22 protein-coding genes are annotated in these 20528 nt (G+C 59.4%); 9 read left to right on the top strand and 13 right to left on the bottom strand.

Annotated features, from left to right (window positions below; all coding sequences use genetic code 11):
* Positions 1–62 precede the first annotated feature (62 nt).
* The 3 genes from TRM7557_RS16745 to TRM7557_RS16755 form a co-directional block, all read right to left on the bottom strand.
* Positions 63–1280 carry a CaiB/BaiF CoA transferase family protein gene (locus tag TRM7557_RS16745; RefSeq protein ID WP_058291363.1) on the bottom strand — a complete coding sequence of 406 codons (1218 nt, stop codon included), beginning with the start codon at positions 1278–1280 and terminating at the stop codon, positions 63–65.
* Positions 1267–2895, bottom strand: a complete 1629-nt coding sequence (locus tag TRM7557_RS16750) for a thiamine pyrophosphate-binding protein (RefSeq protein WP_058291364.1) — start codon at positions 2893–2895, stop codon at positions 1267–1269. The genes TRM7557_RS16745 and TRM7557_RS16750 overlap by 14 nt, the downstream gene beginning before the upstream one ends.
* 139 nt (positions 2896–3034) lie before the next feature.
* A complete protein-coding gene (locus TRM7557_RS16755; RefSeq protein ID WP_058291365.1) occupies positions 3035–4042 on the bottom strand; it encodes a GlxA family transcriptional regulator in 1008 nt (335 codons plus the stop codon).
* 481 nt (positions 4043–4523) lie between these two features.
* Between TRM7557_RS16755 and TRM7557_RS16760 the strand changes: the two genes are divergently transcribed.
* The 4 genes from TRM7557_RS16760 (at position 4524) to TRM7557_RS16775 (ending at position 7522) form a co-directional block, all read left to right on the top strand.
* Positions 4524–5156 carry an ATP-dependent Clp protease proteolytic subunit gene (locus TRM7557_RS16760; protein ID WP_058291366.1) on the top strand — a complete coding sequence of 211 codons (633 nt, stop codon included), beginning with the start codon at positions 4524–4526 and terminating at the stop codon, positions 5154–5156.
* A 147-nt stretch (positions 5157–5303) separates the two neighbouring features.
* Complete coding sequence (gene clpX, locus TRM7557_RS16765) at positions 5304–6575, top strand: ATP-dependent Clp protease ATP-binding subunit ClpX (RefSeq protein WP_058291367.1); 1272 nt, start codon at positions 5304–5306, stop codon at positions 6573–6575.
* Between the two features lie 36 nt (positions 6576–6611).
* A complete protein-coding gene (locus TRM7557_RS16770; RefSeq protein ID WP_074941813.1) occupies positions 6612–7130 on the top strand; it encodes a hypothetical protein in 519 nt (172 codons plus the stop codon).
* A 26-nt stretch (positions 7131–7156) separates the two neighbouring features.
* Positions 7157–7522, top strand: a complete 366-nt coding sequence (locus TRM7557_RS16775; protein WP_058291369.1) for a RidA family protein — start codon at positions 7157–7159, stop codon at positions 7520–7522.
* 60 nt (positions 7523–7582) lie between these two features.
* Here TRM7557_RS16775 and TRM7557_RS16780 read toward each other — a convergent pair whose 3' ends face one another.
* Complete coding sequence (locus tag TRM7557_RS16780) at positions 7583–7867, bottom strand: hypothetical protein (protein ID WP_058291370.1); 285 nt, start codon at positions 7865–7867, stop codon at positions 7583–7585.
* Positions 7868–8060: 193 nt separating this feature from the next.
* On the opposite strand from TRM7557_RS16780, the gene TRM7557_RS16785 reads away from it, so the two are divergent.
* The 3 genes from TRM7557_RS16785 to TRM7557_RS16795 all read left to right on the top strand — a co-directional run bounded on the left by TRM7557_RS16785 (position 8061) and on the right by TRM7557_RS16795 (position 9457).
* The gene (locus TRM7557_RS16785; RefSeq protein WP_058291371.1) at positions 8061–8447 is read left to right on the top strand and encodes an NADH:ubiquinone oxidoreductase subunit NDUFA12; all 387 of its coding nucleotides are present in this window, start codon (positions 8061–8063) and stop codon (positions 8445–8447) included.
* 81 nt (positions 8448–8528) lie between these two features.
* Positions 8529–8975, top strand: a complete 447-nt coding sequence (mlaD, locus tag TRM7557_RS16790) for an outer membrane lipid asymmetry maintenance protein MlaD (protein ID WP_058291626.1) — start codon at positions 8529–8531, stop codon at positions 8973–8975.
* 2 nt (positions 8976–8977) lie between these two features.
* A complete protein-coding gene (locus TRM7557_RS16795) occupies positions 8978–9457 on the top strand; it encodes a DUF2155 domain-containing protein (protein ID WP_328586554.1) in 480 nt (159 codons plus the stop codon).
* Here TRM7557_RS16795 and aat read toward each other — a convergent pair.
* From aat to TRM7557_RS16840, 9 genes are all read right to left on the bottom strand, one after another.
* A complete protein-coding gene (aat, locus tag TRM7557_RS16800) occupies positions 9421–10053 on the bottom strand; it encodes a leucyl/phenylalanyl-tRNA--protein transferase (RefSeq protein WP_058291372.1) in 633 nt (210 codons plus the stop codon). The two genes, TRM7557_RS16795 and aat, sit on opposite strands and share 37 nt — an antisense overlap.
* A gap of 81 nt (positions 10054–10134) precedes the next feature.
* Entirely contained in the window at positions 10135–11484 is a 1350-nt protein-coding gene (accC, locus tag TRM7557_RS16805; protein WP_058291373.1) for an acetyl-CoA carboxylase biotin carboxylase subunit, read from the bottom strand.
* A 14-nt stretch (positions 11485–11498) separates the two neighbouring features.
* Complete coding sequence (gene accB, locus TRM7557_RS16810) at positions 11499–11999, bottom strand: acetyl-CoA carboxylase biotin carboxyl carrier protein (protein ID WP_058291374.1); 501 nt, start codon at positions 11997–11999, stop codon at positions 11499–11501.
* A gap of 189 nt (positions 12000–12188) precedes the next feature.
* Entirely contained in the window at positions 12189–12725 is a 537-nt protein-coding gene (locus TRM7557_RS16815) for a PAS and helix-turn-helix domain-containing protein (RefSeq protein ID WP_058291628.1), read from the bottom strand.
* Between the two features lie 172 nt (positions 12726–12897).
* A complete protein-coding gene (locus tag TRM7557_RS16820) occupies positions 12898–13653 on the bottom strand; it encodes an ABC transporter ATP-binding protein (RefSeq protein ID WP_058291375.1) in 756 nt (251 codons plus the stop codon).
* Positions 13654–13734: 81 nt separating this feature from the next.
* Positions 13735–14490, bottom strand: coding sequence for an ABC transporter ATP-binding protein (locus tag TRM7557_RS16825; protein ID WP_058291376.1), 756 nt, complete (start codon positions 14488–14490; stop codon positions 13735–13737).
* A 12-nt stretch (positions 14491–14502) separates the two neighbouring features.
* The gene (locus TRM7557_RS16830) at positions 14503–15699 is read right to left on the bottom strand and encodes a branched-chain amino acid ABC transporter permease (protein WP_058291377.1); all 1197 of its coding nucleotides are present in this window, start codon (positions 15697–15699) and stop codon (positions 14503–14505) included.
* A gap of 4 nt (positions 15700–15703) precedes the next feature.
* On the bottom strand, positions 15704–16735 hold the full coding sequence (locus TRM7557_RS16835) for a branched-chain amino acid ABC transporter permease (protein ID WP_058291378.1): 1032 nt from the start codon (positions 16733–16735) through the stop codon (positions 15704–15706).
* A 183-nt stretch (positions 16736–16918) separates the two neighbouring features.
* Positions 16919–18265 carry a substrate-binding protein gene (locus TRM7557_RS16840; RefSeq protein ID WP_058291379.1) on the bottom strand — a complete coding sequence of 449 codons (1347 nt, stop codon included), beginning with the start codon at positions 18263–18265 and terminating at the stop codon, positions 16919–16921.
* A gap of 239 nt (positions 18266–18504) precedes the next feature.
* Here TRM7557_RS16840 and TRM7557_RS16845 point away from each other — a divergent pair, with 239 nt between their 5' ends.
* Complete coding sequence (locus TRM7557_RS16845) at positions 18505–19893, top strand: helix-turn-helix transcriptional regulator (RefSeq protein ID WP_082626642.1); 1389 nt, start codon at positions 18505–18507, stop codon at positions 19891–19893.
* A gap of 177 nt (positions 19894–20070) precedes the next feature.
* Entirely contained in the window at positions 20071–20526 is a 456-nt protein-coding gene (locus tag TRM7557_RS16850; RefSeq protein WP_413081166.1) for a response regulator transcription factor, read from the top strand.
* The last annotated feature ends 2 nt before the right edge of the window (positions 20527–20528 follow it).

Below are 20528 nucleotides of genomic sequence, written 5' to 3' on the forward strand. Positions count from 1 at the left end.
GGCAGAGGCGTGGATTTTCAGCAGTCGGCTGGAAATTTGTAACAATCCGGGACTGATTTGTTTCAATCACCCGTTTTGCACCCGTTTGGGGTGTCTCCTGTGGCCTCAAATGCCCGGTCCCCAGACAGAATCTCGGCGCTGTCGGCCCCGCATTCCGGCGGCGGGCGGCGGTAAGTGACCGGGGTGCGAGAGAATTTCAGCGGGTTGCCCAACAGGCGCACAGCTCCCGGCGCAGCCTGCATTTCCACGACCATGTCCCGCGCCGCCACCTGATCCGTGTTGAAGACCTGATCGAGTGTGTTTACGGGACCGGCGGGCACTTTGCGGGCCTCCATCGCGGCGATCATGGCGTCGGTTGTGTGGGCTGCGATGGCGGGTTTAAGGATGGTATTCATCGCGTCGCGGTGTTCCAGCCGGGCGGGGTTGGTGGCAAAGCGGGGATCCTTCATCAGGCCACTCAGCCCCAGAAAGTCCAACATCCGCGCGCATTGACTGTCATTGCCCACCGCAAGGATCACATGGCCGTCAGCCGTGGCATAGGTCTGATAAGGCATGATCGACGGATGGCCATTGCCACGGCGGATCGGCACCTGATCCGTGGCCAGATAGCTTGCGCCTTCATTGATCAGCCAGGCGATCTGGCTGTCCACAAGGGCCACATCGATCTGCTGGCCTTCGCCGCTGGCCTCGCGGTGGCGCAACGCTGAAAGGATACCGATGCAGGCATACATGCCGCACATGACATCGGCGATGCCAACGCCGACTTTCATCGGCTGGCCGTCCGGGTCGCCTGTCAGCGACATGATCCCGCCGTAGCCTTGGGCCATCAGGTCATAGCCCGGCTTTTCCCGGTTCGGGCCGGTCTGGCCGTAGCCGGAGATAGAGCAGTACACCAGACGCGGGAAGGCGTCTTTCAGGCTGTCATAGTCCAGCCCGTATTTGGCCAGCCCACCGGGTTTGAAGTTTTCGATCAGAATGTCGGCTTCACCTGCAAGGCGGCGGATGATCTGCTGGCCTTCGGGGCTGGAAATGTCCAGCGCAAGCGAACGTTTGTTGCGGTTGGCGCACATGAAATAGGGCGTCAGATCCGTGTCTTCCGCGATGGTCTTGCCCCATTGGCGGGTGTCGTCCCCGCCCGATTTGGGGTTTTCCACCTTGATCACATCCGCGCCCAGATCGCCCAGCAGCTGCGTGCAGGTGGGACCCGCTAGAATGCGCGACAGATCCAGCACCTTGACGCCGTTCAGCGCGCCATGGGGCAGCAGGTTAGAGACGTCCATCGTAGCCTCCGCGGTCGATTTCGCAGGCGATGACGGTGAAGCTGTCGGCGGCCATGGCTTCGGTCAGGGCGGCGCGCAATTCCGCGCGGTTTGTAACGCTGTGGCCGTTGCCCCCAAAGGCACGCCCTATCGCGGCAAAGTCGTGGCGGGCAAAATCCACAGCCGCATTGGACAGCTGGCGCTGGCGTTGTTTCAGCTCGATCAGCGCAAGCGAGGCGTCGACAAAGACCACAAAGATCGGCGCAAGCCCTTCCTCGGATGCGGTGGCAAGCTCGCCTGCGGCCATCAGGAAACCGGCATCCCCTGAGAAGCTGACCACGGTGCGGTCCGGCTGGGCAAGCTTACGACCGATTGCCATGGGCAAGGCGCAGCCCATGGTGCAGAGGCCAGAAGACTGGATCAGCTGGCGTGGTTCTGTGCAGGTCCACATCTGGCTGAGCAGGATGCGGTGCGCGCCGCTGTCTGCGGTCAGCAGGGTGTCTTGGGGCAGTGTGGCCATACATTCGGCAATAACCCCGGCGGGGCCCCAGGCGTCGTCCTGCGGGAAGGCGGTGGCGAGGGCGGATTTCACGGCAGCCGGTTCTTTGCCAAGCCACGTGTCGCGCGGTGGCGTGTCTTTGGACAGGGCGGTGAGGGTTTCAGGGATCGAGGCGATCAGGTTCAGACCGGCCTGATGCATGTAGTGGTGGTTTGGCTCTGCTGTCAGGTCAATCACCTTCTGGCGGGCCGGGTCCCAGGCATCGCGCCAGCCGGGGCGCATCTCAATGGGATCATAGCCAATGGCAAGGATCAGATCCGCGGCTTCGACCAAAGGCAGGAGGTGCTTGTCCGCCAAAGGGGACAGCCCCGCGCCACCGAGACACAGCGGATTGTCTTCCGGCAGCACGCCTTTGGCCTTGTAAGTGGTGACAAAAGGGATCTGATGGGTTTCCAGAAACGCGCGCAAGGGGGCGCTGGCGTCCTGGTAGAGCAAGTCGAGCCCCACCACAGCGAGCGGCTTTTCAGCCGTCGCCAGCCAGTCACGCGCCTGCGTCAAGGTTTCGCCGCTTGGCGCGGTTTTGCCCGCAGGCGCACGGGCAATGTTGCGTTCTCTTGCAGGTGCACTTGCGACCGTGATGGGCACATCGAGATGGACCGGACCATTGCGCCCTTCGGTGGCGATGGTGACAACCTTATCCGCGATGACCTCTGCCGCGTCTGCATCAAGACGCAAGCTCGCCTTGGTGATGGGCGCAAACACCGCCTGCTGGTTCAGCACCTGATGGGTGTAGGTTGCGGCCTCGGCGGCATCGACGCAGCCGGTGAGCACGACCATGGGCACCCGGTCCTGATGCGCATTGGCCACCACATTGATCCCGTTCAGCGCGCCGGGGCCAAGCGTTGCAAGCAGGAGCACCGGTGCGCCATCGGCGTGATGCACCCCTTCGCCAATGAAGCCCGCGCAGTTTTCGTGCTTGGCCAGATGTACTTTGATGCCTGCTGTTTCGAGCGCATCAACCAGCGTCAGCACCTCGCCGCCGGGCATGCCAAAGGCATGGCGACAGCCTGCTTTGAAGAGGCGGCGCGCCAGAACATCAGCGGCACGCAGAGGGGAGGGCGACGGGGAATGGGTCATCGGGCGGCATCCTGAAAAGCGTAATACCCCTCAGTCCTAGCGCGATCCGATAAAGATTACACCGGCTTAGATGCTGATCCCCCCTCACATGCGCGCGACTGCGCCGAGGGAAATGTTACAAAAACGCGCGTCCCGTGGGTTACGCCCAGCCTTTGCGGAAGAAATGCGGGCTGGCACCGAACTTGCGTTTGAACTGGCGCGAGAAATGCGTGGCATTGTTGAACCCCGACGCGACGGCGATTTCCGCCACCGACAGCGAGGTTTCGTTCATCAGGCCAAAGGCGTGGGTCAGGCGCATGTCGGAGTAGACATGCATCGGGCTTTGATCCAGATGCCGGGCAAAGAGCCGCTCCAGCTGACGGCGCGAGATTTCCAGCCGTTCGCAGAGTTCAGAAATCGACAGCGGTTCTTCGATGGTTTCCTGCATCAGCTGCAGGGCCGTCAGCAGGCGTTGGTTGCGGCTGCCGATGGCCACTGCGTAATTGGACTTCTGCGGCTTGGCGACCGATCCGGAGCGGGCATGCAGGCACATATCGGCAACAATGATCGCCAGCTGTTTGCCGTGGCGGGATTCGATCAGATTCAGCATCAGATCCGTGGCCGCATTGCCACCGCCACAGGTCATCAGTTTGTCGTTGATCTCAAACGAATTGGGCGAGGGGATCAGGTCGGGGAAGGTTTCAATAAACCCCGGCTGGTTTTCCCAGTGCAGTGTAAACGGCTTGTCGCGCAACAACCCCGCCTGGGCCAGCGCGAAGGCACCGGTGCAGATGCCACCGATCCGGCGGCCATAGCGGGTTTCGCGGCGCAGCCAGTTCAGCGTGGCCTCGGAGGCTGCCTCATGTGGTTCGACCCCGGCGCAGACAAATCCCAGCGATTCATTGGGCAGCGTCGACAGCGGCAGGTCCGGGGTAACTTTCATCCCATTCGAGCAGGTGATCGGTTGGCCGTCTTCGGTCATGATATACCATCGAAACAGGCAACGGTTTGTCACCTGATTGGCGATGCGCAGGGGCTCGATTGCGGCGGCCACCGGCAGCATTGTCGCTTTGGGCAGCAGCAGGAAATAAAAATCCAGTGCCGGGCCGTCGAATTCAAGGGCCAGAGACGCGGAGCCCGCCTTGGGTACGAACGGATCTTCTTGCATCGGCGACCTCCTTTCCTGTCGAGCGCCCCGTGCGTGGGGCCGTATGACGCGCTTCTCTTGCTAGCGTGCCGTGTCCTTGGAATGATGACGCTTTTCGACAAAGCGGGGGCGATTGGCGACATGGCGGCCTTGCATTTCGTCCAAAACGGGCTAGGTCGCGCTGATTTTGACGCGCCCTGTGACATCTTGTGACATGGGAGGGCTGCCGCGATTGGCGTTACCGCGCGGTATGTTTTCCGGCAGTTTTCGCGCGGAGTGACGGAAGTTTTTCACCCCTTACGAAAAATTAACCATTTTATGGGCAAGGCTGGGAGAACACGTGTGGCAAAGGCCTGCCAGACGGAAAAGCGCGTCGTTTCAAAGTCGCGGCAGGTGTGAAAACGTCCTGCACCTCTTGCAGGCCCAAATCCGCAGCACTAAGACTCAGGTAATATTCTGTCGGGTATGGTGCTTGGCAGAAAGTTCGAAGCAGGCAGGTCCAATGATTGATCCCAGAGAAACTTATATGAACACCCTCGTTCCCATGGTGGTTGAGCAAACCAGCCGCGGTGAACGCGCCTATGACATTTTTTCCCGCCTGCTGAAGGAACGTATTATCTTCCTCAATGGGCCGGTTCACGACGGCATGAGCTCTCTGATCGTGGCGCAGCTTCTGCACCTCGAGGCGGAAAACCCCTCCAAAGAGATTTCCATGTACATCAACAGCCCCGGCGGCGTTGTGACCTCTGGTCTGTCGATCTATGACACCATGCAGTATATCAAGCCGAAGGTGTCGACCCTGGTGATCGGTCAGGCGGCCTCCATGGGGTCGCTGCTGCTGACGGCTGGCGATCCGGGTATGCGCTTTAGCTTGCCGAATTCCCGCGTGATGGTGCACCAGCCCTCTGGTGGTTTCCAGGGTCAGGCCACCGACATTATGATCCACGCCGAAGAGACGCTGAAACTGAAAAAGCGCCTCAACGAGATCTATGTCAAACACACCGGTCGCGAGTACGAGGAAATCGTCAACGCGCTGGAACGCGACAACTTCATGTCCCCGGAAGAGGCCAAGGAATTTGGCCTGATCGACGAAATCGTCGAGAACCGCGCCGTTGGTGATGAAGAGACAAGCTGATTAACCGCTTTTGAAAATATCACGCGCCCCACAGGGGGTGGGGCGCGTTTTGACATTGTGGCCGGTCTGGGATCATCCTAAGCTGGCATAAATCCGGGGCAGAAGACCTTTAAGACGCCAAGTCCCGGGGCGGATGAAAGGGTAACCATGGCGACGAACTCCAGCGGCGACAGCAAGAACACGCTTTACTGCAGCTTCTGCGGCAAGAGCCAGCATGAGGTACGCAAGCTGATCGCGGGTCCGACCGTGTTCATCTGCGACGAATGCGTTGAGCTTTGCATGGACATCATCCGCGAGGAAACAAAAGCCTCCGGTCTGAAGGCCACCGATGGTGTGCCGACCCCAAAAGACATTTGTGGCGTTCTGGACGACTACGTGATTGGTCAGGCCACCGCAAAACGCGTTCTGTCCGTCGCGGTGCACAACCACTACAAACGTCTGAACCACGCCCAGAAGGCCGGCAGCGATATTGAGCTGGCGAAATCCAACATTCTGCTGATCGGCCCGACCGGTTGCGGTAAGACGCTTCTGGCCCAGACGCTGGCGCGCATTCTGGATGTGCCCTTCACCATGGCCGACGCGACCACGCTGACCGAGGCGGGTTATGTCGGTGAAGACGTTGAAAACATCATCCTGAAGCTGCTGCAGGCCTCTGAATACAACGTCGAACGCGCACAACGTGGCATCGTCTATATTGACGAGGTCGACAAGATCACCCGCAAGTCTGAAAACCCCTCCATCACCCGCGATGTGTCGGGCGAGGGCGTGCAGCAGGCGCTCCTGAAGCTGATGGAAGGCACCGTGGCGAGCGTGCCGCCGCAGGGCGGTCGCAAGCACCCGCAGCAGGAATTCCTGCAGGTGGACACCACGAACATCCTGTTCATCTGTGGTGGCGCTTTTGCCGGTCTGGATAAAATCATTGCACAGCGGGGCAAGGGCTCTGCCATGGGCTTTGGCGCGGATGTGCGCGACAATGATGACCGCGGTGTGGGCGAGCTGTTCAAAGAGCTGGAGCCCGAAGATCTGCTGAAATTCGGCCTGATTCCGGAATTTGTCGGCCGTCTGCCGGTTTTGGCGACGCTGGAAGATCTGGACGCAGATGCGTTGATCACCATTCTGACCAAGCCGAAGAACGCGCTGGTGAAACAGTATCAGCGCTTGTTCGAACTGGAAGACACCGAACTGACCTTTACCGAGGACGCGCTGAAAGCGATTGCCGACAAGGCAATCCAGCGTAAAACCGGTGCCCGTGGTCTGCGCTCCATTATGGAAGACATCCTGCTGGACACCATGTTCGACCTGCCGGGTATGGACAGCGTGACCGAGGTTGTGGTGAACGAAGAGGCGGTGAACTCTGACAAGCAACCGCTGATGATCCACGGCGAAGGCGAAGCAAAAGAGCCCGCATCCGCTGGGTAATCGCTTTTGCGCATCGGTATTGATCTGATCAAGGGAATGGCCAATGTCGCACTGACATTGGCCTTTTTCTATGGGTGTGGATGGTGGCTGTTTGTGGGCTGGCCCGTGCAAACGCGGCGTGTCGAAGATCCGATTTTTGCGACACACTTCTTTGAGGGACTCTTGCCAGTAGCGGAAGTTCTTCAAAGTCGACGATACAATCCCAGAGGGGAAACGTGGGGATGCACCTATGCGATTGTTCGGATCGGCGATCCAATGCCGTTGCATCCACCAAGCCGTGACTTACGGGAGCGCCCTGTAGATCCAAAAGATCTAATCCCATGGGATTTTCATTTCGGCGGCGATTGGCGGGAAACCCCAGCCGCAGCGCTCGGGCCAAACATCAAAGATTCGATCGGCTTTTGCCAAATAGACTGGCCTGAAACACTGGTTCAGGAGATCCGCGACGCATTGGCGACGCCCGGCGGCTGGTATGTGCGCGATGTCTCGAGCGAGACGGTTTACCTTTATGCTCCGAAACAAAGGCTTGCGGCGCGGGTGCGTTTTGGGGATTAACGTCGCCAAACAGGAAAGGAAAAACCATGACCATCAAACGCATCTCTTCTGGCGGTGAATTCGAAGCGAAAATCGGCTATTGCCGGGCCGTAGTGGCTGGCGGTTTTGTGCATGTTGCAGGCACCGTTGGTGCGGGCGACACCGTCGAAGAACAGTGCAAAGCGGCGCTCGACACCATCAAAGGGGCGCTGGAAAAAGCGGGCTCCAGCTTTGCTGAGGTTGTGCGCGTGAACTATTACCTGCCCGACGCGGCAGAGTTCGAACCCTGCTGGCCGATCCTCGCCGAAGCCTTTGGCGAAAACCCACCAGCGGCCACCATGGTAGAATGCAACCTGATCGACCCGAAATTCCGGATCGAGATCGAACTGACCGCGCTGGCGCCGCAGGCTTAAGTCAAAAATACATGGGCAATCCCGGCCGGTTCGAGCCGGGGTGCCTTGCCCCGACTATGGTCAGAGGGATTTCCCGGATGTAAACGTCAGGCCAAGGGCCGCACTTGCGTGTTGCAGATCGGGATAAGAAAACAGCCGGTCCAGCAGGGGCATCAGCCAGACGTCCGGGTGTTTGGATGGATCAGAGACCTGCACAGCCCCCGCAGTACCCGACACTTTGATCCGCTTGGCTGAAAAGCTCTGGGGGGCCGCTGAGGCGGTATCCTGTGTGTGGGCGTTGTGCTGGTAGAAAAAGAACGCCAGCGTCAGTGCCGTGCACAGCAGTTGAAGCAAGACCCGTGCCATTTGCGTTTCCTTCCAAGGGTTAAACCGTTCTTAGGTTCTCTCCCTTCATATTTCCCGTGAATTGGGCCGGATTTGGGGCCGTGGCGCGACGGCAAGGTGTCACAACACATGACAAATTTAGGTGCGCGCCCTTAGCATCTGGACCTCTGTCGGAAATTGGGCCATACAGCGAAGCAGCATTTCGGAGGCACCCATGGGAATTCTGAACACTCTATTGAGCGCCGTTACCTGGTGGAACGGAGCAACCCTGAACACGATGATCTTTACCCGTCGCCACGGGAAAAAGGTCGGCGAAGACGAGCAGGGCAATACGTTCTATCGCAACGCAGACGACAGCAAACGCTGGGTGATCTTCAATGGCGAAGCCGAAGCCTCGCGCATTGGCGCCGATTGGCACGGCTGGCTGCACCGCACTTTTGACGAAGTGCCGAGTGAGAAGCCGCTGAAGCGCAAGGATTGGGAACAGCCGCATCAGGAAAACCTGACCGGCACCATGCTGGCCTATGCGCCGGCAGGTTCGATCCGCGCCGGTGGAGAGCCCAAGGATCGCCGCGATTACGAGGCTTGGGTGCCGGAATAACGGCCCGCACCCAACGCGACGGATCAACGAATTTTTTCGGAGCCAACTCATAGGTTGGCGCCGCCAGAAGGCAGGATGAAAATGTCTCAAAACACGACCGAGGTTCTGGTTGGCGGGGTGGTCCTTGCTGCCGCAGTTGCATTTGGGGCCTATGCCAGCCAGGTGGCCGGTGTTGGCGCCGGTGGTCAGACCTACGACCTGAGTGCGTCATTCCGGTCGCTGGAAGGGGTCAATGTTGGCACCGATGTGCGTCTGGCTGGCGTGAAAATCGGCACCGTCACCGATGTTGCGCTGAACTCGGAAACCTTCCGCGCCGACACGACCTTTGCGGTCGAGCAGGGCGTCGCCATCCCCGACGACAGCGCGGTGGTGATTTCCTCGGAAGGGCTGTTGGGCGGCAACTTTGTCGAAGTCATGCCGGGCGGCTCGCCCTATAACCTCGAAGCGGGTGATGAAATCACGGACACCCAAGGCGCAGTGAGCCTGATTTCGCTGCTGGTCAAGTTTGTTTCTGGCAGCGGCGACTGAACATGATCCAGACCTTGGCGCGTTCCGCAATTGCGATCGGCGCTGCGTTGCTGGCTCCGGTTGTGATGAGCCCGGCCCACGCGCAGAGCATCACCGTAGAAGAACTCGACCCGCTGGGCGATGGGCAGGATGATGGCGCGCGTCTGACCACGCTGCAACCCGCCCAGTCCGTCGAACAGGGGCGTGCAGACAGCGGTGCCCTGGGTGAGTTGCGGGCCTTGGACAAGGTCAATGGTCACACGCAAACCTCCGAGCTGCCTGTGGGCGGTTCCGCGCAGATGTTTGGTGTGCTGGTGACCCTGCATGAATGCCGCTACCCGGCGGACAATCCGACAGGCGACGCCTATGGGTTTGTCACCATTCGCAACCCGCAATCGGGTGCGGTGAAGTTTCAGGGCTGGATGGTGGCGTCTAGCCCGGCGCTGAATGCGCTAGATGATCGCCGTTATGATGTCTGGCTGCTGCGCTGCAAAAGCGCCTGAGGCGACGGGATCTCGGGGCTTAGAAAATCCCCCTCCATCTGCAACGCAACTGCAAGGCGATTGCGATAGTCCGCGCGCGGGATCTCTTGCCCGCCCAAGGACGCCAGATGCGGTGTGATGAACTGCGTGTCACAGAGGCCAAAGCCTCCTATGCGCAGCCGGTCAATCAGATAGGCCAGCGCGATTTTTGAGGCATCCGTGCGCCGAGAAAACATGCTTTCGCCAAAGAACGCGCCCCCCAGCGACACGCCATAGACGCCGCCAACCAGATCCTGACCATCCCAGACCTCGAGAGAATGGGCAAAGCCAAGGGTGTGCAGTTCCAGATAGCGATCAAAGATTTCGTCATTGATCCAGGTCTCTTCCCGGTCCGCACAGCCTTCGACAACGCCCGCAAAATCGCCATTGACGCTGATGCCATGGCGGCCTTTGCGAATGCGTTTGGCGAGCGATTTGGAGATGTGAAACCCATCGAGCGGCAGGACGCCGCGCTGTTTGGGGTCGACCCAGAACACCTCTTCCGCGTCGCGGGTTTCCGCCATGGGAAACACACCGCTGGCATAGGCGTGCAGAAGAAGATCGGCTGAAAGCTCCATAAGTCTTACCTAGCACAAAAGAAAAAGGGCGACAGCCTCAGCTTCGCCCTTTTTTATCAGTTGCTTACTATCGTCACGTTCTTATTCGGGGAACGTGCGGTCCAGCCATTTTTCCAGCCAGTGGATGTTGTAGTTGCCGCTCAGGACGTCGTCTTCCTGCAAAAGCATCTCAAACAGCGGGGTCGAGGTGTCGACCCCATCCACGATCATCTCTCCCAGCGAACGCGCCAGACGCGCCAGCGCCTCGGGGCGGTCGCGGCCGTGGACGATCAGCTTGCCGATCAGGCTGTCGTAATAGGGCGGGATGGAGTAGCCGTCATAAAGCGCAGAATCCATGCGCACACCCAGACCACCGGGCGCGTGATAGGCGGTCACTTTACCCGGGCAGGGGGCAAAGTTCGGCAGACGTTCGGCGTTGATGCGGACCTCAATGGCGTGGCCGTTGATTTCCAGCTCTTCCTGCTTGAACGACAGCGGCAGGCCGGATGCGACGCGGATCTGTTCGCGCACGAGGTCCTGACCAAAGATCGCCTCGGTCACCGGGTGTTCCACCTGCAGACGGGTGTTCATTTCGATGAAATAGAACTCGCCATCCTCATAGAGGAATTCGATGGTGCCCGCGCCGGAGTAGCCCATTTTACCAATCGCATCGGCGCAGATTTTACCGATACGGGCGCGCTCTTCTGGGGTGATGCAGGGGCCGGGGGCCTCTTCAAACACCTTCTGGTGGCGACGCTGCAGCGAACAGTCGCGTTCGCCCAGATGCACGCCATTGCCTTTGCCATCGCCAAAGACCTGGATCTCGATGTGGCGCGGACGCTGGAGGTATTTCTCCATATAGACTTCGTCGTTGCCGAAGGCGGCTTTGCCTTCAGAACGGGCGGTGCGGAAGGCCACTTCCAGCTCGTCCTCGGTCAGGGCGACTTTCATGCCGCGACCACCACCACCGGCGGTGGCCTTGATGATGACCGGATAGCCCATGTCTGCCGCAACTTTCTTTGCGGTTTCATAGTCCGGCACACCACCGTCAGAGCCAGGAACGCAGGGGATACCCAATGCCTTCGCGGTGTCTTTTGCGGTGATTTTGTCACCCATCTGACGGATGTGCGCGGCAGAGGGGCCAATAAAGGTCAGGTCGTGGTCTTCGACGATCTGCACAAAATTGGCGTTTTCCGACAGGAAGCCATAGCCCGGGTGAATCGCCTGCGCGCCGGTGATTTCACAGGCGGAGATGATCGCCGGGATCGACAGGTAGCTTTGCGCCGAAGACGGCGGGCCAATGCAGACGCTTTCGTCGGCCATGCGCACGTGCATGGCGTCGCTGTCGGCGGTCGAATGCACGGCCACGGATTTGATGCCCATTTCGCGGCAAGCACGGATCACCCGGAGGGCGATCTCACCGCGGTTGGCAATCAGGATTTTGTCAAACATCTGGGTTGCTCCCCTTACTCGAGGATAACCAGCGGTGTTCCGAACTCAACCGCGGCGCCGTCTTCGATCAGGATGCGCTTCACGGTGCCCGACTTGGGAGAGGGGATGTGGTTCATGGTCTTCATTGCTTCGACGATCAGCAGGGTGTCGCCTTCGCTAACCTGTTGACCAACCGAGATAAAGGATGCGGCACCCGGTTCCGGCTGCAGGTATGCGGTGCCAACCATCGGGGAGGTCACGGCGCCCGGATGGGAGGCGGGATCTTCGCTTGCAGCCGGGGCTGCGGCTGCGGGTGCTGCGGCGGCAGGGGCAGCTGCTGCGGCGACGGGGGCGGCGGCGGGCACTTGCATCTGTACCGGTGCGGCCACTGCGGTTTGGCGGGACACACGCACGTTCAGGCTGTCGTCATCGCCGTATTCGCGTTTGACCTGAAGTTCGGTCAGGTCGTTTTCGCGCAGCAGCTCGGCCAGAGCCTTGATGAATGCCACGTCTGCGTCATGTGCTTTGTTTGTCATTTTCTTCCTCGGCAGAGTCCTGATGGCCCGGTTGTCTCCGGGCTAGAATTTTGCAGCCTTATAGGCCATGGATGACCATAAGGAAAGCGGGCTCGTATTCGTCGCTAACATGGTGACAGTTGGCGCTATTTGCAATGAGATATTGCGGGGAATGGCAGCATGGGGCGTGCCAGAAGGGGGCTTTCGCCCTTAAAGAGGCATGCCCGATAGTTTTGCCACCAGTTCCGGGAGCTTACGTGCCTCGAATTTCTCCAATAGGCGGGCACGATGGGTTTCGACCGTCCGGTAGGACAGATCAAGCTGGCGGCCGATTTCTTTGGCCGACAACCCGCGGGCGGTGAAAATTGCAACTTCGCGTTCGCGGGCGCTTAGGGTGACGACGGGCCGTTCGCTGGACAGATCGGCAAAGCTCCAGACGCCGGTTTTAAACGGGTCATCCGGCGTCACGGACCGGCCCCGCACCCGGCACCAGAACAATTGCGCATCCGCACGTCGCATGATCCGTTCATCATGATAGAGCCCGTCCGGCGCTTCGCTGAGTTTCAGAACCTCGCCAATCCGGTTGTAGTCTTCGCTGCTGGGGTAGAAATCGGCAATCGGCCGGTTCAGCAGATCAGCCACCTCGGCGCCAAAGGTGGCGGCAAACTGGCGGTTGCAGCGGCGAATGATCCGGTGATCCAGAACGGCAAGTCCCAGCGGCGCATGGTCAAAGGCGAGATCGGCAATTGTGTCAGCGTCAGAAGTCATGGTGTCAGATAACCGCGAAGCATGGCCGGAGAAAAGAGAAAGTGAAAAGAAAAAACCGGCCACCCCATGTGTTCAGTGGGGGACCGGTCAGGCGGCCGAAAATTGGCCAAGGCGTCGACCTTGGGGCATTCTCCGGCGGGGAGAGTTCGGATCAGATCGCCAGATATTCGGCGCGCAGCTCTTCGTTTTCCAGAACCTCGGCGGCGGTGCCGTCAAAGACAATGCCACCGGTGTCGAGGATCACCGCTCGGTCAGCAAGCTCCAGCGCGCGCACGGCATTCTGTTCGACCAGAATGGTGGTCATGCCCTGTTCCTTGATGTGGATGAGGGTCTTTTCGATCTCGTCCACGATCACCGGCGCGAGGCCCTCGTAAGGTTCGTCCAGAAGCAGCACTTTGATGTCCCGCGCCAACGCCCGCGCAATCGCCAGCATCTGCTGTTCCCCGCCCGACAGGGTGACGCCTTCCTGTTTGCGGCGTTCGCCCAGACGCGGGAACAGATCATAAAGGCGGTCAATTGACCAGCCAATGGGCGGCGCGATTTGCGCCAGTTGCAGGTTCTCCTCGACCGTGAGGCCGGGGATAATGCGGCGGTCTTCGGGGACCAGGCCAAGGCCCGCAGCGGCGGCCTCGTGGGATTCCATCAGGTGAAGCGGCTGGTGATCCAGCCAAATTTCACCCTGTGTCACCATGGGCGAGCCGGTGCGCGCAATCGACCGCAGGGTCGAGGTTTTGCCAGCCCCATTGCGGCCCAGAAGGGCGAGGATCTCGCCTTCGTGGACGTTAAAGTTGATGCCCTGCACGATATAGCTTTCGCCGTAATAGGCGTGCATGTCCCAGACCGACAGAAAGGCTGGCGCCGTGGTAGCCTGATTGGCGTTCTTGGAGAAATCCGGTTTGACGTTCATGATTTTTTCCTTTCTCACTCAACTGGTCCGAAAACCGGTGTCCACTTTTCGGTCCGGTTTCGGGTTGAGTGACGTGCCTCCTTACGCCGTTTCGCCCAGATACGCTTCGCGCACCTTCGGGTTGCCACGGATGTTTTCGGGATCGTCTTCGACCAGCGGTGTGCCCTGCGCCAGAACGGTGATCCGATTGGCAAGGGAGAACACCACATGCATGTCGTGTTCGATGATCGCGATGGTGATATCGCGCTGGTCCGAGATTTCCTTCAGCAGGTCGATGGTGTTGTTGGTATCGGCCCGCGCCATGCCGGCGGTGGGTTCATCCAGCAGCAGAAGACGCGGTTCCTGCGACAGGCACATGCCAATTTCAAGGCGGCGTTTATCCCCGCGCGACATCGCAGCTGCATGCATGTGCCGCTTGTCGGCCATGTTCATCTCTTCCAGCATATGCTCGGCTTTCTCCAGAACGTCCTTTTGGGACATCACATCGGAAAACGCATTCATTTCAAACGCGCCATCGCGTTTGGCAAAGCAGGGGATCATCATGTTTTCCAGAACGCTCAGATCGCCAAAGATTTCAGGCGTTTGAAACACGCGGGAAATGCCCATTTGGTTGATCTCGTAAGGCGCGCGGCCCAGCACGGATTGGCCGTCAAACATGACAGAGCCCGTGTCCGGGATCAGCTTGCCCACCAGACAGTTCAGGAGGGTGGATTTACCGGCCCCATTTGGGCCGATAATGGCGTGAACCGAGTTCTCTTTCACCGAGAGGTTCACATCACCAAGCGCCTGCAGACCGCCAAAGCGTTTGCCGACGTTTTTGACTTCGAGAATACCCATCGTAAGCGCTCCTTATTCTGCGGGGGTTGTCTTGGTGGTGGATTTTTTGGCGCCACGGTTGCGGAACCAGCCGTTCACACGTTGTCCGCCTTCGACCAGACCACCGGGCAGGTAGATCACCACCAGCATGAACAGGATGCCCAGCGTCAGGTGCCAGCCCTTACCGATGAACGGGTAGAGCACATTGACCAGAAGATCTTCGAGCCCATCCGGCAGGAAGGCGAACCATTCGTGCAGGATGGTGGAGTTGATCTTGGAGAAGATGTTCTCGAAGTATTTGATGAAGCCTGCGCCCAGAACTGGACCAATCAGGGTGCCAACACCGCCAAGGATGGTCATCAGAACAACCTCACCCGAAGCCGTCCACTGCATCCGCTCCGCACCGGCAAGCGGGTCCATGGAGGCCATCAGGCCACCGGCAAGACCTGCATACATGCCAGAGATCACAAAGGCCGCCAGCGTATAGGGTTTGGAGTTCAGCCCGGTGTAGTTCATCCGCTGCTGGTTGGATTTCACCGCGCGCAGCATCATCCCGAACGGGGACCGGAAGATGCGGATCGCAACATAGAAAGACACCAGCATGATCAGCGCACAGAAGTAGTAGCCGACATTGAAGGTAAAGGACCATGCGCCCAGGGCCAGCTCTGCGCTGCTGCGCATCTCAAGTCCAAAAATGCTCGGCACCGGAATATTGCCGCCTGCGGTCTGGGAGACGCCCAGAATACGCGGATCATCCAGCGCCAGCTGCAGGCCGGTCTCGCCCCCGGTGATCGGGGTCAGAACCGAATAGGCCAGCGCGAACATCATCTGCGCAAAGGCCAGCGTCAGGATCGAGAAGTAGATGCCCGAGCGCCGCAGGCTGACAAAGCCAATAACCAGCGAGAACAGGCCCGCAACGATGACCGACAGGATGATCGCCGGCACCACATTCATGCTCAGCAGTTTGAACATCCAGACCGCCGCATAAGATCCCACACCAAGGAAGGCCGCGTGACCAAAGGACAGGTAGCCGGTGAGGCCGAACAGGATGTTAAATCCAATGGCAAAGACGCCAAAGATCACAAATCGCTGCATCAGGTCCGGATAGCCCGCATTGAACTGCGCCATGGCGCTGTCGGCAGGGAAAGGGTTCAGGATGAAGGGGGCGAACATCGTCAGCACGGCCACAATCACAAGCAGGCTGAGATCGGTTTTTTCGAGTTTGAACATTGTCTTAGTCCTCCATCACGCCTTTGCGACCCATCAGGCCACGGGGACGGGTGAGAAGAATTACGATCGCCACCAGATAGATGATGACCTGGTTGATGCCGGGGATGATGTCGATCACCTCGCGCATGGAGGCAAAGCTTTCGAGGATACCAAGCAGGAAGCCTGCCAGCACCGCGCCCGGAAGCGACCCCATGCCGCCGACGACCACCACAACAAAGGACAAGACAAGGAAATCCATACCCATGTGGTAATTCGGCGAGTTGATCGGCGTGTACATCACACCCGCAAGGCCCGCGACCGCAGCGGCGACCCCAAACATAATGGTGAAGCGGCGGTCGATGTTGATGCCCAGAAGCCCCACGGTCTCGCGGTCCGCCATGCCGGCGCGAACCACCATGCCAAAGGTGGTGAACTGCAGGAAGGCAAAGACGCCACCAATGATCACAGCTGCAAAGCCGAAGTAGATGATCCGCCAGTAGGGGTAGATGATCAGGTTCGGGTCAAAGCCAAGCGCTGCGCCGAAATCAAAAGACCCCTTGAACGCATCGGGCGCGGGGGTCGGGATCGGGTTTGCACCATAGAAATACTTGATCACTTCCTGCAGCACGATCGCCAGACCAAAGGTCACAAGGATCTGATCCGCATGCGGGCGCTTGTAGAAGTGTTTGATCAGGCCACGCTCCATAATGACGCCAACAGCGATCATGATCGGAATGGCAAACAGCAGCGACAGCGGCACCGCCCAGTCGATGATGGCATCGCCTGTGGCCACGCCAAAGATGTCATGCACGTAAGGCACCTCGACCTTCAGCGGATTGCCAAGGAAATCTTTCTGCGTGTCGTCGATGATCGTATGGCTCAGCGTCAGAATGCGGCTGAGGGTGACGGCACAGAAGGCGCCGATCATGAACAATGCGCCGTGGGCAAAGTTCACGACGCCCAGCGTGCCGAAGATGAGTGTCAGACCCAGCGCAATCAGCGCATAGGCCGAGCCCTTGTCGAGCCCGTTCAGGATTTGAAGAATTATTGCGTCCATGGTCCCACCCTTTGGAAGTCCGAGTGCAAGTGCGTGTACGCAAACAACAAAGCACCAAGCCCGTCGCGAGCAGGGCCGCGGGCGTCATGGCATTTTTGCTGTGTTGCGGGTGCAGGGACGGCGGACCTTTGGGAGTTGCTCCGCCGCCGAAAGGACCGGTCGCGAACGACCGGTCACACGCGCTTAGGCCCCGTTGTTGCAGGTGCCGAGAGCACCGCCGGAGAATTGCGGGTGATCCGGTGCATAGGTCACCTGATCCGCCGGCGTTACTTCGACGATTTCCAGAAGGTCGAACTCGGACGTCGGGTTCTCTTTCCCCTTCACGACCAGCACGTCTTTGAAGCACTGGTGGTCGTCGGCGCGATACAGCGTCTTGCCATTGCCCAGGCCGTCGAACTCGAACCCTTCGAGCGCTTCGGCAACCGCGCAAGGCGCAAACGAACCTGCGCGCTGAACGGCATCCGCATAAAGCAGGGTCTGCACATAGCAGGTGTGCGCGGCCTGAGACGGCGGGAAGCCGTATTTGGTTCCGAACGAACGGACAAACGCCTTGGAGCCTTCGTCCTGCAGCGACCAGTGCCAGTTGGTGGAGCCAAAGATGCCCTTCACGTTTGCACCCGCACCTTTCGCCATCAGGCGAGAGTAAAGCGGAACAATGATCTGGAAGTCTTTGCCGTTCACCTGCTTGTCGCGCAGGCCGAACTGAACCGCATTGGTCAGCGAGTTCACCATGTTGCCGCCGTAGTGGTTCAGAACCAGCGTATCGGCGCCGGACTGCAGAACCGGAGCGATGTAAGACGAGAAGTCCGTTTGAGTGAGTGGGGTCTTCACCGCTGCAACTGTTTCCCAACCCATGGCCTCGGTCGAGGATTTCACCGCTTCTTCCGTGGTGTAGCCCCAGTTGTAGTCCGCGGTCAGGTGATAGGCTTTGCGGTCGGTGCCATAGGCATTGGCCAGAACCGGCGCCAGCGCCGCACCGGACATGTAAGAGTTAAAGAAGTGGCGGAAGCCATTGGCCCGCTTATCTTTACCGGTGGTGTCATTAGAGTGGGTCAGACCCGCCATAAAGATCACACCAGCTTCTTGGCAGAGCGCCTGAACGGCCACAGCCACACCAGAGGACGAACCACCGGTGATCATGATCGCGCCGTCTTTTTCGATCATCGATTTTGCAGAGGCGCGCGCCGCGTCAGATTTGGTCTGGGTGTCGCCGGTCACATATTCGACCTTCTTGCCCAGGATGCCGTTGCCCTGAAGCTCTTTGGAGCTGAAGGTGGGCATCATACCGCCGTCGCCGCCACCGTTCAGGTGCTCGACCGCCAGCTGATAGGCGCGCAGTTCGTCCGCACCCTCGTCCGCATAGGGACCAGTTTGCGGCACGTTGAAGCCCAGCGTTACCGTGCCGCCCGTGGGCTCATTGGTAAACGCATGGGCGCTTTGTGCTGTAAAAATCGTCGGCACCGCAAGACCGGCACCTGCAACAGCACCTGTCTTGAGCATACCACGACGGGTCACGTCAGTCTTAGACATGTAGTTCCTCCCTAGAATGTAAGATGACGCGTGGCTCCTCACTTCCACGCTACATCTGCAACTATGTGCAAAACTACTATGGGAGGCACTGGTAAAGTCGCGCAATAAATCCCTTGTTTTAAATCGTTTTCCAGTAAAGAAATGAACAGGGAGGCCCGTTTTCTGTAAATTTACTTATGCTGCAACGCGGAAAGTGATTGAATTAACGGGCAGGGAGGACGCGCACTGGGAGGGTGCCAATGCCAGCACAGGGGCTAGCCAAAGGCGCAACCGCGGCCGGATCGAAGTCCGGGGCGCAGGATGTGGGCCAAAGTTTGACCGGAAGCCGCATCCGCGAGCGCCGTTTGATGGCCGGCCTGCGCCAGGCTGACCTTGCACAGCAGGTAGGCATTTCTGCGTCCTATCTCAACCTTATTGAACACAATCGCCGCAGAATTGGCGGCAAACTGCTGGTAAATTTGGCACAGGCGCTTGGCGTCGAACCTTCGCTTTTGACCGAAGGGGCCGAAGCCACGCTTTTGGCGGCCCTGCGGGAGGCGGCGGCGGATGCCAACAGCTCCTCTGCGGAAATCGACAAGCTCGAGGAATTTGCGGGCCGCTTTCCGGGCTGGGCCGAGGTCGTGTCAGCAGCCCATCGCCGGATTGCCACGTTGGAGCAGACCGTGCGGACCTTGTCGGACCGTCTGACCCATGACGCCCACCTTGCGGCGTCCCTGCACGAGGTGCTGTCCACGGCCGCCTCGATCCGCTCAACTGCGTCGATCCTTGCGGAAACCGGCGAACTGGAGGCCGAATGGCGCGACCGGTTTCACCAAAACCTGAACGAGGACTCCCTGCGGCTGGCTGAAAGCAGCCGCGCTTTGGTGAGCTTTCTGGACGAAGGCGACACCAGTGCGGAACGGCGTGGCGTGCCGCAGGAAGAAGTCGAAGCGTTCTTTGCCGAACATGATTTCCATTTTGCTGAACTCGAGGCCGGGCGCGCCCACGCCGAAGAACTGATTGGGGAAAGCCCTCAGCTGGAAAGCGATGCGGCGCGGAAAATGGCATTGCGGGCGCTTGATCAATATCTGGAAGACGCGCGTCTGCTGCCCATGACCGCCATGGACGTGGCGCTGGCAGGACAGGCAGAGCTGAACCCGGCGGCCCTGGCGCAGGAGTTTAATGTGGCCCTGCCGGTCATGCTGCGCCGTTTGGGGGTCCTGTCCGAAGAGGTGCTGGGGCGGCCCTCGGGTCTGGTGATCTGTGATGCGTCGGGCTCGATCCTGTTTCGCAAACCCGTGCGCGGGTTCAATTTGCCACGTTTTGGGGCATCTTGTCCGCTTTGGCCGCTGTTTACGGCGCTTACGCGCCCGCATCGCCCGATCCGCCGTCGTGTTATGCAGCAAAGTGGTTCGGCCCGGCCGTGTAATACCTTTGCCGTCAGCTGGGCAGAGGGCCCGGTGGATTTTCAGACGGATCCAATGCTGCAGGCGGTGATGCTGATCCTGCCCGAACAGGATCAGGAAGGCAGTGCCCCGGCGACAGAGGTGCCGCAAAGCCTGGGGTCCAGCTGTCGGATCTGCGCGCGACCTGCTTGTCCTGCGCGACGGGAGCCCTCGATCCTGCGGGATGCGCCTGAAACATTTTGACACGGGCGCATCGGCCCCGGTCACGGGTTTGGATAATTTTATGTCGTCCGGGTGACAGCTTGGGTGACATTTCCAATTTCCTGGTGCATGATCGCGCCCTGCACCGGGAGGAGCTCTGCGGCTGTTTTGCAGGAACAAAACGCAGCCATAGGGCCGGTGCAAGGAGAGGAAGGGAGAATGGCAGGAATGTCTGCGGCTATGGGCCACGTTCTGCTGGTGGAAGACGAGATCAATATTGCTGAGGCAATTCGCTTCCTGCTGACCCGCGAGGGCTGGCAGGTGGATGTGCATGCCAATGGCAGTGATGCAGTGGCAAAAATCACCGAATGCGCCCCCGATCTGGTCATTCTGGATCTGATGCTGCCCGGAAAAAGCGGGCTAGAGATCATCAAGGAGCTGCGCCAGCAAGACAGCTTTTCGGATTTGCCAGTGCTGATGCTGACCGCGCGCGGGGCGATCAAGGATCGTGAAATGGCTGAGAAGGCCGGGGTCACACGGTTTATGACCAAACCTTTTGCCAATTCCGAAGTTCTGACCGCAGTGCGTGATCTGCGGGCGCAAGCGTTGCAGCGGCAGGGCGCATCGGACGCAGAAGCAGGCAGCGTTGCCGCTGTGGCTGCCAAGCAGGGCTGACC

The organism is Tritonibacter multivorans, from assembly GCF_001458415.1.
Classification (GTDB): domain Bacteria; phylum Pseudomonadota; class Alphaproteobacteria; order Rhodobacterales; family Rhodobacteraceae; genus Epibacterium; species Epibacterium multivorans.